This is a genomic window from Vibrio bathopelagicus (assembly GCF_014879975.1).
GTDB classification, from domain to species: Bacteria; Pseudomonadota; Gammaproteobacteria; order Enterobacterales; family Vibrionaceae; genus Vibrio; species Vibrio bathopelagicus.
The window spans coordinates 675,618-688,993 of the sequence record NZ_CP062500.1; the positions used below are offsets into that span (position 1 = coordinate 675,618).

At 44.6% G+C, this 13,376-nt stretch carries 15 protein-coding genes; 14 read left to right on the forward strand and 1 reads right to left on the reverse strand.

Annotated features, from left to right (window positions below):
- Positions 1-93 precede the first annotated feature (93 nt).
- The 3 genes from yajC to secF are packed head-to-tail and all read left to right on the forward strand — an operon-like array spanning position 94 to position 3,262.
- Positions 94-423 (forward strand): preprotein translocase subunit YajC, encoded by a 330-nt coding sequence (gene yajC, locus IHV80_RS03025; protein WP_192890015.1) that lies wholly within the window; start codon positions 94-96, stop codon positions 421-423.
- Between the two features lie 20 nt (positions 424-443).
- Entirely contained in the window at positions 444-2,300 is a 1,857-nt protein-coding gene (gene secD, locus IHV80_RS03030) for a protein translocase subunit SecD (protein WP_102438021.1), read from the forward strand.
- A 14-nt stretch (positions 2,301-2,314) separates the two neighbouring features.
- Positions 2,315-3,262, forward strand: coding sequence for a protein translocase subunit SecF (gene secF / locus IHV80_RS03035; RefSeq protein WP_017106487.1), 948 nt, complete (start codon positions 2,315-2,317; stop codon positions 3,260-3,262).
- A 347-nt stretch (positions 3,263-3,609) separates the two neighbouring features.
- On the opposite strand, the gene suhB is transcribed toward secF, so the two are convergent.
- On the reverse strand, positions 3,610-4,413 hold the full coding sequence (gene suhB / locus IHV80_RS03040; RefSeq protein ID WP_102279638.1) for an inositol-1-monophosphatase: 804 nt from the start codon (positions 4,411-4,413) through the stop codon (positions 3,610-3,612).
- A gap of 180 nt (positions 4,414-4,593) precedes the next feature.
- Here suhB and trmJ point away from each other — a divergent pair, with 180 nt between their 5' ends.
- The 11 genes from trmJ to ndk all read left to right on the forward strand — a co-directional run bounded on the left by trmJ (position 4,594) and on the right by ndk (position 13,205).
- Positions 4,594-5,322, forward strand: coding sequence for a tRNA (cytosine(32)/uridine(32)-2'-O)-methyltransferase TrmJ (trmJ, locus tag IHV80_RS03045; RefSeq protein ID WP_192890016.1), 729 nt, complete (start codon positions 4,594-4,596; stop codon positions 5,320-5,322).
- Positions 5,323-5,438: 116 nt separating this feature from the next.
- A complete protein-coding gene (gene iscR, locus IHV80_RS03050; protein WP_192890017.1) occupies positions 5,439-5,960 on the forward strand; it encodes a Fe-S cluster assembly transcriptional regulator IscR in 522 nt (173 codons plus the stop codon).
- Between the two features lie 27 nt (positions 5,961-5,987).
- Positions 5,988-7,202, forward strand: a complete 1,215-nt coding sequence (locus IHV80_RS03055; protein WP_192890018.1) for an IscS subfamily cysteine desulfurase — start codon at positions 5,988-5,990, stop codon at positions 7,200-7,202.
- A gap of 33 nt (positions 7,203-7,235) precedes the next feature.
- Positions 7,236-7,613, forward strand: coding sequence for a Fe-S cluster assembly scaffold IscU (iscU, locus tag IHV80_RS03060; RefSeq protein ID WP_004735094.1), 378 nt, complete (start codon positions 7,236-7,238; stop codon positions 7,611-7,613).
- 103 nt (positions 7,614-7,716) lie between these two features.
- Complete coding sequence (gene iscA, locus IHV80_RS03065; protein ID WP_004735095.1) at positions 7,717-8,040, forward strand: iron-sulfur cluster assembly protein IscA; 324 nt, start codon at positions 7,717-7,719, stop codon at positions 8,038-8,040.
- A gap of 80 nt (positions 8,041-8,120) precedes the next feature.
- A complete protein-coding gene (hscB, locus tag IHV80_RS03070) occupies positions 8,121-8,636 on the forward strand; it encodes a co-chaperone HscB (RefSeq protein ID WP_009848288.1) in 516 nt (171 codons plus the stop codon).
- A 22-nt stretch (positions 8,637-8,658) separates the two neighbouring features.
- Positions 8,659-10,509, forward strand: coding sequence for a Fe-S protein assembly chaperone HscA (gene hscA / locus IHV80_RS03075; protein ID WP_192890019.1), 1,851 nt, complete (start codon positions 8,659-8,661; stop codon positions 10,507-10,509).
- A gap of 20 nt (positions 10,510-10,529) precedes the next feature.
- Complete coding sequence (gene fdx, locus IHV80_RS03080) at positions 10,530-10,868, forward strand: ISC system 2Fe-2S type ferredoxin (RefSeq protein WP_004735098.1); 339 nt, start codon at positions 10,530-10,532, stop codon at positions 10,866-10,868.
- A 92-nt stretch (positions 10,869-10,960) separates the two neighbouring features.
- Positions 10,961-11,161 carry a Fe-S cluster assembly protein IscX gene (gene iscX / locus IHV80_RS03085; RefSeq protein WP_017098072.1) on the forward strand — a complete coding sequence of 67 codons (201 nt, stop codon included), beginning with the start codon at positions 10,961-10,963 and terminating at the stop codon, positions 11,159-11,161.
- Between the two features lie 207 nt (positions 11,162-11,368).
- Positions 11,369-12,664 (forward strand): aminopeptidase PepB, encoded by a 1,296-nt coding sequence (gene pepB, locus IHV80_RS03090; protein WP_192890020.1) that lies wholly within the window; start codon positions 11,369-11,371, stop codon positions 12,662-12,664.
- A gap of 106 nt (positions 12,665-12,770) precedes the next feature.
- Positions 12,771-13,205 (forward strand): nucleoside-diphosphate kinase, encoded by a 435-nt coding sequence (ndk, locus tag IHV80_RS03095; RefSeq protein ID WP_192890021.1) that lies wholly within the window; start codon positions 12,771-12,773, stop codon positions 13,203-13,205.
- The last annotated feature ends 171 nt before the right edge of the window (positions 13,206-13,376 follow it).

The following is a 13,376-nucleotide window of genomic DNA, read 5'->3' on the forward strand; positions in this document are numbered from 1 at the left end:
CCCTATCTCTCTTCCGAGTGATGGGGCTTGAAAATAAAGGGATGCAACCCAATTAGACAAACAATTACTAAAATATAATAGAGGATGTTTTTAATGTTTATTTCTCAAGCTCACGCAGCAGTAGAAGGTGCACCAGCAGGCGGCGGTTTCGAAATGCTTATCATGCTAGGTATGTTCGCTGTGATCTTCTACTTCATGATCTACCGTCCACAAGCTAAGCGCGTAAAAGAGCATAAAAATCTTATGTCTTCTATGGGCAAAGGCGATGAAGTTCTAACGAGCGGCGGTCTGATTGGTAAGATTACTAAGATTGCAGAAGACAGCGACTACGTTGCTATCGAACTGAACGCAAACAACGAAGTCGTTATCAAGAAAGATTTCGTTACAGCAGTGCTACCAAAAGGTACTCTGAAATCTCTATAAACAGCTAGAGGATCCTCGCTGTGCTAAACCGTTATCCGTTATGGAAGTATTTGATGGTGATGTTTGCCATCGCTATCGCTGCGTTGTACGCACTTCCAAATATATACGGTGAAGATCCGGCAGTTCAAGTTACAGGGGCGCGCGGCGCCTCTGTAGATCTGTCTACGCTGGATGCTGTCACCGACGCTCTTGAAGCAAAGAGCCTTTCTACTAAATCCGTTGCTCTAGAGAACGGTTCCATTCTTGTTCGCTTTAACGATACAGATACGCAAATCAGTGCCCGTGATATCATCACAGAAGCACTAGGCGATGACGTTATCGTTGCTTTAAACCTAGCTGCTTCAACTCCTGATTGGCTTGAATCTATTGGTGCTGCACCAATGAAACTGGGTCTTGACCTACGTGGTGGTGTTCACTTCTTAATGGAAGTGGATATGGACGCTGCAATGGAAAAGCTAGTTGGCCAACAAGAAGAAGCGTTCCGTAGCGAACTTCGTGAAGAAAAAATCCGTTACCGTGCTATTCGCCCATCGGGTAAAGATGCCGTGGAAGTGATTCTGCGTAACGAAGAGCAGCTTGCTGAAGCAAAATCGCTACTGCAATCTAAGCACCAAGATATGACGTTCGTAGATTCAGAATCTAACGGTCGTTTCTCTTTGATTGCTAACTTCACTGAAACTCGCCTTCAAGAAATCCGCAACTACGCGGTAGAGCAAAACATTACCATTCTACGTAACCGTGTTAACGAACTTGGTGTTGCTGAGCCTTTGGTTCAACGTCAAGGTGCTAGCCGTATCGTAGTGGAATTGCCAGGCGTTCAAGACACGGCTCGTGCTAAAGAAATTTTAGGCGCAACCGCGACTCTTGAATTCCGTGAAGTGGACAGCAGTGCCGATTTGGCCGCTGCAGCTTCTGGTCGTGCTCCTGCTGGTAGTGAAATCAAGCAAGACCGTGATGGTCGTCCTGTGGTACTTAAGAAGCGCGTTATCTTAGGCGGTTCTAGCATTACAGATGCAAGCTCAAGTGTTGATGAATATGGTCGCCCACAAGTTAACATCTCGCTAGACAGCGAAGGTGGTAGCAAGATGTCTACATTCTCTCGTCAAAATATCGGTAAGCTAATGGCAACCGTATTTGCAGAGTACAAAGACAGTGGTCGTAAAACACCTGAAGGTCGAGTGATCCTAAGTAAGCACGAAGAAGTGATTAACCAAGCGACGATTCAATCTGCGCTTGGCCGTAACTTCCGTATTACAGGTATCGACTCAACGGCGGAAGCTCATAACTTGGCACTTCTACTACGTGCTGGTGCATTGATTGCGCCTATCTCGATTGTAGAAGAACGTACAATTGGTCCATCTATGGGTCAACAAAACATCGATATGGGTATCATGGCGATGGTTTGGGGTATGGCTGCAGTAATGCTGTTTACACTGCTTTACTACCGTACTTTCGGTTTGATTGCGAACGTCGCTCTGATGGCTAACTTAGTGTTGATTATTGGTGTGATGTCGATGATTCCTGGCGCGACAATGACGCTACCAGGTATTGCCGGTATCGTATTGACGGTCGGTATGGCTGTCGATGCCAACGTTCTTATCTTTGAGCGTATACGTGAAGAACTTCGAGATGGACGCAGTCCACAACAAGCGATTCACCAAGGTTATGCAAACGCATTTAGTACAATCGCCGATGCCAACATCACCACATTACTAACAGCAATCATTCTATTTGCTGTCGGCACAGGTGCGATTAAAGGCTTCGCGGTAACGTTATCAATCGGTATCTTGACTTCAATGTTTACAGCTATTATCGGAACACGTTGTATCGTGAACCTGATGTATGGCGGTAAACGTGTTAAGAAACTGTCGATCTAAGGCTAGGAATTAATATGTTTCAGATTCTAAAAGCAGAAAAAATGATCGACTTTATGCGTTGGTCAAAGGTTGCCTTTGTATTCTCTATCTTGATGATTGGTACTGCTATCTTCACCCTAACAACGAAATCGTTGAACTGGGGTCTAGATTTTACCGGCGGTACTCTGATTGAAGTGGGTTTTGAGGAGCCTGCAAACCTACCCGATATCCGAAGTGCACTAGAAGCTGAAGGCTTTGGTGATGCTACGGTTCAGAACTTTGGTTCTGCGCGTGAGGTAATGGTTCGTCTACGTCCACGTGACGGTGTTGCGGGCGAAACGCTTGGTAACCAAATCCTGTCTGCGATTAAAGATGGTACTGGTGAGCAAGTTGAGATGCGTCGTATCGAGTTCGTTGGTCCAAACGTGGGTGATGAACTAACAGAAGCTGGTGGTCTTGCGATCTTAGTTTCTCTGATCTGTATCTTGATCTACGTATCAGTGCGATTTGAATGGCGATTGGCGGCAGGTGCTGTATTAGCCCTAGCACACGACGTTATCATCACACTCGGAGTGTTCTCTCTAATGCAAATTGAGGTAGACCTTACTATCGTGGCAGCCTTGCTGACGGTGGTCGGTTACTCCCTCAACGATACCATAGTGGTATTTGACCGTATTCGTGAGAACTTCCGTAAGATGCGTAAAGGCGAAGCGCCTGAAGTATTGAACAGCTCAATCACACAAACATTGAGCCGTACTTTGATTACTTCTGGTACGACGTTGTTCGTGGTTATCGCTCTGTTTGTACAGGGTGGTGCTATGATTCACGGTTTCGCGACTGCACTTCTATTGGGTATTACGGTTGGTACTTACTCTTCTATCTACGTTGCATCAGCACTAGCTATGAAGTTGGGTATTACGCGTGAACACCTAATGCCACCACAAGTGGAAAAAGAAGGTGAAGAGTTTAACGAGATGCCTTAAGCCTCGGCTTAAACTGTTTCGATAAACCAAAAAAACCGCTAGGCAACTAGCGGTTTTTTTACACCTGTATTTTGTGGTTGAGCTCATTGCAATTTAACGTTGAAGTGAGTTGCACTCAATGTAACTAAGCGCCACCCTGCTTGTAGCTTGTAGCTTGTAGCTTGTAGCTTGTAGCTTGTAGCTTGTAGCTTGTAGCTTGTAGCTTGTAGCTTGTAGCTTGTAGCTTGTAGCTTGTAGCTTGTAGCTTGTAGCTTGTAGCTCGAATAGCTGATACAAAAAAGCCCCGCAATCGCGAGGCTTTAGAATTTCTACGCTCTGCTATAAGAGAGCTTTAACGTAGGCCTGAATTACTTCAGCATACCTTCGTTTGCGTTCTCACGAACGTGCTTAAGAATAGACTTAACACCACGTGCGCTTGAAGCAACAACATTACCAGAAGTCATGTAATCAGTACCGCCAGCAAAGTCAGTCATGATAGCACCAGCTTCACGAGCGATTAGATCGCCAGCTGCTAGATCCCATGGCTTAAGGCCTAGTTCTAGGTAACCATCGACACGGCCAGCTGCTAGGTAACATAGGTCAAGAGCTGGAGAACCAGTACGACGGAAGTCAGCACAGTCAACGAATAGACCAGTGATGATTTTCATGAAAGATTCAGAATGTTGTTTTTGCTTGAATGGGAAGCCAGTAGCAAGAACAGTACCTTGAAGGTCTTTAAGTTGAGTAACACGCATACGAGCGTTGTTAAGTTGTGCGCCAGCGCCACGTTGAGCTGTGAAAAGCTCGTTTAGCATTGGATCATAAACACAAGCAACTTCTGTACGACCGTTCATGCGAACAGCGATAGATACTGAGAAGTGAGGGAAACCTTTTACAAAGTTGTTGGTGCCATCTAGTGGGTCAACGATCCATTGTACATCAGAGTCTTTACCTTCAGTCAGGCCTGACTCTTCAGAAATAATGCTGTGCTCTGGGTAAGATGATTTGATTGTCTCAATAATCATGTACTCAGCTTCTTGAGCAATGTTAGTAACGTAATCGTTGTTACCTTTTAGAGACGTTTCGATCTTATCAGTTGTTTCTAGAGATTTAGCAATATGGTTGCCAGCTTTACGCGCAGCGCGTATCGCAATGTTTAGCATTGGATGCATAGGTTTTTCCCACAAGATGTTAAAGAACAGTTTAAAGCGGCGGCGAGTATACCAAATTTTTTGCAAAAGGGAAGTGGTTGTTTTTTGAACTCTTGGATTCACATTCCGAGAAGGGTCTGACCATTTTACTTAGCTATGTGTTAATATCTCGCGATTATTTTTAAAGTGGTGTCATATAGCATGTTAGACAATGTAAAAGTCGTTCTGGTTGGTACGTCTCATTCGGGAAATATCGGATCAGCAGCTCGCGCAATGAAAGTGATGGGTTTGAGTCAATTGGTTCTTGTCGACCCTCAATGTGAAGTTGACGAGCAGACCTTAGCACTGGCAGCAGGTGCAGGTGACATCGCAGAAAATGCGACGATTGTTTCTACACTGGATGAAGCCGTAAAAGACTGTGGTTTGGTGGTGGGCTCGAGTGCGCGTTCACGCACGCTTGAATGGCCAATGCTTGAGCCTCGTGAATGTGGACAAAAGTTTGCAGTTGAAGGTCAAAAACACCCTGTAGCGTTAGTCTTCGGCCGTGAACGTACAGGTTTAACAAATGATGAATTACAAAAGTGTCATTATCATGTATGCATTCCAGCGAACCCTGAATACAGTTCACTGAACTTAGCAATGGCGGTACAGACGCTGAGCTATGAAGTTCGCGTAGCACACCTTGATATGGTCGCTAGCCAATATCAGCCGCAGCAACAAGATGAGTATCCTCGTCACGAAGAACTAGAAATGTTCTATGAACACCTTGAAAAAGTGATCATTGATACCCAATTTATCTCTAAGGATAAGCCTGGCCAGGTAATGAACAAGCTGCGTCGTCTATTTAGCCGAGCTCGTCCAGAACTGCAAGAGATCAATACTCTACGTGGTATTTTGACCTCTATTGAGAAAAGCAATAAAGATAAATAAAGCCCGTACAATAGCTAAGGGTGAATACCTGACTAAAATAGTCAACTAAATACTTGACCGATTTAGTCAGGTATGGGAAAATTCCAACCACATAAACAATGTGGATACGGTGTGATATGAAACTTACATCCAAAGGAAGATATGCAGTAACAGCTATGTTAGATGTAGCGCTGCATTCGCAAAAAAGCCCAGTTCCTCTGGCTGATATTTCAGAGCGACAGGGTATTTCGTTATCGTACTTAGAACAGCTATTTTCTAAGTTACGTAAAGCTGGCTTAGTTGCTAGTGTTCGTGGTCCTGGTGGTGGTTACCGCCTTGGTGCTGAAGCGAGCGAGATCGCTGTCGGAACTGTGATTGCAGCAGTGGACGAATCAGTCGATGCAACTAAGTGTCACGGTAGAGCTGATTGCCAAGGTGGCAGTCGTTGTTTAACTCACACTTTATGGCGTGATTTAAGCTCCCGTATTAGCAGTTTCTTAAATGACATTACGCTCGGTGAGCTAATGAAAGATAACGAAGTTTTACAGATTTCCGATCGTCAAGACATTGATCTTGCGGTTAATAATGGTTTTGCACAAAAAAATACGAGCACTACAACGATTAGTGCAGCACCTCACGGTGTTAATGCCCGCTCTTAGCGGTCAGTTTTTACATTGGAGTAGAAAATGAAACTGCCTATTTACTTTGACTATTCAGCTACATGCCCAGTCGATCCACGTGTTGCTGAAAAGATGGTTCAGTGCATGACGATGGATGGTAACTTCGGTAACCCTGCGTCTCGTTCACACCGTTATGGCTGGCAGGCAGAAGAATCAGTAGATAATGCTCGTGAGCAAATTGCCGATCTACTAAATGCAGACCCACGTGAAATTGTTTTCACGTCAGGTGCAACAGAGTCAGACAACCTTGCGATTAAAGGTGCAGCGCACTTTTATGAGAAGAAAGGTAAGCACGTAATTACGTGTAAAACAGAACACAAAGCAGTTCTTGATCCATGCCGTCAACTAGAACGTGAAGGCTTTGAGGTGACATACCTAGAGCCAGAAGCAAACGGCATTATCGATCTAGATAAGCTACAAGCTGCAATGCGTGAAGATACTGTTTTAGTTTCTATCATGCACGTAAACAACGAAATTGGTGTAATCCAAGATATCGCTGCGATCGGCGAGTTATGTCGTTCACGTAAGATCATCTTCCACGTTGATGCGGCTCAGTCTGCGGGTAAAATCCCACTAGACGTAAAAGAGATGAAAGTTGATCTTATCTCTATGTCTGCACACAAAGTATATGGTCCTAAAGGTATCGGTGCTTTGTACGTTCGTCGTAAGCCACGTATTCGCCTAGAAGCGCAAATGCACGGTGGCGGTCATGAACGTGGTTTCCGTTCTGGTACGCTTGCTACTCACCAAATCGTGGGTATGGGCGAAGCTTTTGCTATCGCTAAACAAGACATGCAGAAAGATTACGATCACGCACTAGCACTTCGTGAGCGCCTATTAAAAGGTGTTCAAGATCTAGAAGCGGTAACCGTAAACGGCGATTTAGACCAACGTGTACCACATAACCTAAACGTGAGCTTCGCTTTCGTTGAAGGTGAGTCTCTGCTTATGTCTCTAAAAGACCTAGCAGTATCATCAGGTTCAGCATGTACATCAGCAAGCCTAGAGCCTTCATACGTTCTACGTGCTCTTGGTTTGAACGATGAACTGGCACACAGCTCAGTACGTTTCTCATTCGGCCGTTTCACAACGGAAGAAGAAATCGACTACGCGATTGCACAAATTCGTGTAGCGGTAAACAAATTACGCGACATGTCTCCTCTATGGGATATGTATAAAGAAGGGATTGATTTGAACACTGTTGAGTGGGCTCATCACTAATCTCACGGAAATAGAGGATTCGAGGTAACTATCATGGCATATAGCGAAAAAGTAATTGATCACTACGAAAACCCACGTAATGTAGGTTCGTTTGATAAAGAAGACCCAAGTGTAGGTAGCGGCATGGTTGGCGCACCAGCTTGTGGTGACGTAATGAAACTGCAAATCAAAGTATCTGCAGAAGGTATTATTGAAGACGCAAAATTCAAGACTTACGGTTGCGGTAGCGCAATCGCTTCTAGCTCACTCGTTACAGAGTGGGTTAAAGGTAAAAGTATTGATGAAGCAGCTGCAATTAAAAACTCTGAAATCGCAGAAGAGCTTGAGTTGCCACCAGTGAAAGTTCACTGTTCAATTCTTGCTGAAGATGCAATCAAAGCAGCTGTTGCGGATTACAAAAAGAAGCACTAATCGCTTCAATACAGTAATCACGTCGACAAAATAAGTAATATTTGGGAGCACCCTTTGTGCTCCCACCTGAGTTCTCAATTTATATAAAACACAAGGTTGTAGTATGGCCATCACCATGACAGATACGGCAGCAAGCCGAGTTCAAGCTTTCCTAGATAACCGTGGTAAAGGTCTCGGGTTACGCTTAGCAGTAAAAACTACTGGCTGTTCAGGTATGGCGTATGTACTGGAATTCGTTGACGAGCTTAACGAAGAAGACGAAGTGTTTGAGCACTCAGGTGTTAAGGTCATCATTGATCCAAAGAGCCTAGTATACCTAGATGGTACTGAGCTTGATTATGTAAAAGAAGGCCTTAACGAAGGTTTTGAATTCAACAACCCTAACGCGAAAGGCGAATGTGGTTGTGGTGAGAGCTTCAATGTTTAAACGCTTGAATCGTTAAGCGTTGTAAGCGAAGAATAAAATTAGGCTCTGAACAAAGAGCCTAAACTTAGGACCACCTTTACATGAATCATTTCGAATTATTTGGGCTACCACTTCAGTTTCAACTGGATGGTAGCCTTCTTTCTTCTCAGTTTAGAGATCTGCAACGCCAATTCCATCCTGATAAATTTGCGATAGCTTCTGAGCGTGACCGCTTATTAGCAGTGCAAAAAGCGGCACAAATCAACGATGCGTACCAGGTATTGAAGAATCCAATCAGCCGAGCAGAATACCTGTTGGTTCAACACGGAGAAGACATTCGTGGTGAACAACAAACCATGCAAGATCCGATGTTCCTGATGGAGCAAATGGAACTGCGTGAAGAGCTGGAAGATATCGCAGACAGTTCTGATCCTGAAGATGCGCTATTTGCATTTGAAGGCAAGGTTAGCAAAATGTATAAACAACAATTAAGTGCTATCCAACAAGAACTCGAAAGCGAAGCTTGGCTAGAAGCTGCAGACCGAGTAAGAAAGCTTAAGTTTATTGCAAAATTAAAGAATGAAATCGAATTAGTTGAAGATCGTTTGATCGGCTAGTTTGTATAACAAGGACACATCCATGGCACTACTTCAGATTGCAGAACCAGGGCAAAGCGCCGCTCCTCACCAGCACAAGCTTGCAGTGGGTATTGATTTAGGTACAACAAACTCACTGGTTGCGACCGTACGCAGTGGTGAGGCGAGCACACTCGTTGATCAACAAGGTCGAAGCATTTTACCTTCAGTTGTTCACTATCAGTCGGAATCTTATACGACTGGCGATGAAGCTCGTGCTAACGCGCAGACTGACCCTAAAAATACCATTATCTCAGTAAAGCGATTAATTGGTCGCTCACTGTCGGATATTCAACAGCGATACCCGTCTCTGCCATATCAATTTGAAGAAAGTGATAATGGTCTACCTGTGATCCGTACAGAACAAGGCAACAAGAACCCAATTCAGGTTTCTGCTGACATTCTACGAGCGCTTGGCCAACGAGCTGAGTCTACGCTAGGTGGTGAACTATCTGGTGCCGTGATTACGGTTCCCGCGTATTTTGATGATGCACAGCGTGCGGGTACGAAAGACGCGGCTCAGCTTGCTGGGTTACATGTATTACGTCTTCTTAATGAACCGACAGCGGCAGCGATTGCTTATGGTTTGGATTCAGGAAAAGAAGGGGTGATTGCGGTTTATGACCTTGGCGGTGGCACGTTTGATATCTCTATCCTACGCCTGTCTAAAGGTGTCTTTGAAGTATTAGCAACGGGTGGCGATTCCGCATTAGGCGGAGATGACTTTGACCATTTGATCGCAGAACACTTCCAAGAACAAATGGGCTTAACAGAGCTTACAGCAGAACAGAACCGTATCCTTTTGGATGCTGCAACAGACGCTAAGATTGGTTTATCTGAAACTGAAAGCGTTGATGTTGAAGTGCTAGGTTGGTCTGGTGCGTTAACTCGTGAAGAGTTTGAAGACATCATCAAGCCACTGGTTAAGAAAACACTGCTTTCGTGCCGTCGTGCATTGAAGGATGCCGAAGTTGACGCTGATGAAGTGCTTGAAGTGGTTATGGTCGGCGGTTCAACTCGTACATTGCTTGTACGTGAAATGGTTGGTGACTTTTTTGGTCGTACGCCATTAACCAGCATTAACCCAGATGAAGTGGTTGCGATTGGTGCTTCTATCCAAGCGGACATTTTAGTCGGTAACAAACCTGACTCTGAAATGTTGCTGCTTGATGTTATCCCACTTTCCCTAGGTATCGAAACCATGGGTGGCTTGGTCGAAAAGATCATTCCACGCAATACCACGATCCCTGTAGCTCGCGCACAAGAATTTACCACGTTCAAAGACGGTCAAACTGCAATGACAGTACACACCGTACAAGGTGAGCGTGAGATGGTTGATGACTGTCGCTCATTGGCTCGTTTTGCTCTGAAAGGTATTCCCCCAATGGCTGCTGGTGCGGCGCATATTCGTGTGACTTACCAAGTAGACGCTGATGGCCTGTTATCGGTTACTGCTATGGAGAAGAGCACGGGTGTTCAAGCTGAAATACAGGTTAAACCGTCTTACGGCTTAAGCGATAATGAAGTGGCGAACATGCTGAAAGATTCGATGACGTTTGCTAAAGAAGACATGCAAGCGCGTGCTCTAGCTGAACAACGTGTAGAAGCAGATCGTGTTATCGAAGGCCTTATTTCAGCAATGCAAGCTGATGGCGATGAGCTGCTTGATGAGCAAGAAAAGCAGCACCTTCTGCAAGCTATTGAGGCTCTGATTGAAGTGCGCAATGGCGAAAGCGCTGATGCCATCGAACTAGAAATTAAGAATACCGACAAAGCGAGCCAAGACTTTGCTTCTCGTCGTATGGATAAATCAATTCGAGCTGCACTGTCAGGTCAGTCAGTCGATAATATTTAATAGTTAGAGAATAGATAAACATGCCAAAGATTATTGTTTTACCTCACGAAGATCTATGTCCAGAAGGCGCTGTTTTAGAAGCAAAAACTGGTGAGACGGTTCTTGATGTTGCATTGAAGGCCGGTATTGGTATTGAACACGCATGTGAGAAGTCGTGTGCATGTACAACATGTCACGTTGTGATTCGTGAAGGTTTCGACTCATTAGAAGAAAGTGATGACCTAGAAGACGACATGCTTGATAAAGCATGGGGTCTGGAAATGGAATCTCGTCTTGGTTGCCAAGCTAAAGTAGCTGATACTGACCTAGTGGTTGAGATTCCAAAGTACACACTGAACTTAGCTTCTGAAGAGCACTAAGAACTCAGCTTGACTAAACGTGTTAGTAAAACTGGCATAAAATATAAATCATTAAGATGACAAATCATCGCTGATAAAGATAAGGAAGTGTTATGAGCTTGAAATGGATTGATTCGCGAGATATTGCGATTGAGCTATGTGATTTATACCCGGAGACTGATCCTAAAACCGTACGTTTTACGGACTTGCATCAATGGGTGCTAGATCTTGAAGATTTTGATGATGAGCCGAATCACTCGAATGAGAAAATTCTAGAGGCCATTATTTTATGCTGGATGGATGAGATGGACTAACCTTCTTGTTCTATAATTTGGCCGTTGGTTGGAATTTATCCAATATAAAACACAGCCAAGTTAACAATTCTTACTAAAAAAAGCGGACCTTATGGTCCGTTTTTTTATCAAAATGACATTTTACTTCTACATAATGCTAACATCAGAGCGCTAATAAAAAATAATCAGAATCACTCACTCAACGTGGTTCAAAGACAAGGAGAAATCATGTCTACACAGATGTCAGTATTTTTAAGTCAAGAAGCTGCCCAGCCTCAGTGGGGAGCAAGAGCTATCTTATCGTTTTCGGAAGCGGGAGCGACAATTCACATTGGTGAAGGCCACGATTTAGGCGCAGTTCAACGTGCTGGCCGTACGCTTGACGGACAAGGTATCGCATTGGTTGCACTTAGCGGTGAAGGTTGGGATCTCGAAAGTGTTTGGGCTTTTTACCAAGGCTACCGTGGACCAAAGAAAAAGAATGCATTGGAGTGGGATGCTCTAGCTGAAGCTGATCAAATTGAACTAGAAGCACGTATCCGCGCGACAGATTGGACTCGTGACATCATCAACAAAACGGCTGAAGAAGTTGCTCCTCGTCAATTAGCGACAATGGCAGCTGAATACATCAAGTCAGTAGCGCCAGCAGGCACTGTTAAAGCGAAAATCGTTAAAGACAAAGACCTCCTAACTGAAGGTTGGGAAGGCATCTACGCGGTAGGCCGCGGCTCTGAACGTACTTCAGCAATGCTTCAACTGGACTTCAACCCAACTGGCGATGAAAACGCCCCTGTATTTGCTTGTCTTGTGGGTAAAGGTATCACTTTCGACTCAGGCGGTTACAGCATCAAGCCTGGTCAATTCATGACAGCAATGAAAGCTGACATGGGTGGCGCAGCGACTATTACTGGCGGTTTAGGTCTAGCGATTGAACGCGGCCTGAATAAGCGTATCAAGCTTATCCTATGTTGTGCAGAGAACATGATCTCTGGTCGAGCATTGAAGCTTGGCGACATCATTACTTACAAAAATGGTAAGACTGTCGAGATCATGAATACCGATGCGGAAGGTCGTTTAGTTTTAGCTGATGGCCTGATGTTCGCAAGCGCTCAGAATCCAGAGTTGATCATCGACTGTGCAACGCTAACCGGCGCGGCTAAAAATGCATTAGGTAATGACTACCACGCATTATTGAGCTTCGATGACGAGTTGTCTCACCAAGCACTAACGGCTGCAAACCAAGAGAAAGAAGGTCTATGGCCACTGCCTCTTGCTGATTTCCACCGCGGTATGTTGCCTTCAAACTTTGCTGATCTTTCAAACATCAGCTCTGGTGATTACACACCGGGTGCAAGTACAGCTGCTGCGTTCCTTTCTTACTTTGTAGATGACTACAAAAAAGGTTGGATTCACATGGACTGCGCAGGTACTTACCGTAAGTCATCAAGTGATAAATGGGCTGCAGGCGCGACCGGTATGGGTGTTCGTACACTGGCTCGTCTTCTTATCGACCAAGCAAAATAATAATAAGAGTGAGCGGTATTTCGATACCGCTTATTCATAAACTCAGATCGAATGATCTCAGTAATTTCAGTATTTAATAACAAAAAAATGAAGTGAAGGAATCCCTATGGCTCTAGAAAGAACGTTCTCAATTGTTAAGCCGGATGCAGTTAAGCGTAACCTTGTCGGTGAAATCTACCACCGCATTGAAAAAGCTGGCCTACAGATTATTGCCGCTAAAATGGTTTGTCTTACTGAAGCACAAGCAAGTGGCTTCTACGCAGAACATGAAGGTAAAGAGTTCTTTGGACCACTTAAAGAGTTCATGACTTCTGGTCCTATCATGGTTCAAGTACTTGAAGGTGAAAACGCGATTGCCCGTTACCGTGAACTAATGGGTAAAACTAACCCAGAAGAAGCGGCATGCGGCACTATCCGTGCTGACTACGCAATCAGCATGCGTTACAACTCAGTACACGGTAGCGATAGTCCTGAGTCTGCGGCTCGCGAAATCGAATTCTTCTTCCCAGAATCTGAAATTTGCCCGCGTCCAGCTGAATAGGCAGACAACAGCAAGTATCAATAAAGGCTTCACTTCGGTGAAGCCTTTTTAGTTTCTTATGGGTTGTAGGAAAAGATGTGTAGTGAAAAACGAGATTCCAGATACCTCGTCCCTCGGTTCTGGAATGACGGGGTGTTTTGGAACCACAATCTCGTGGTAAGTATTGGTGAG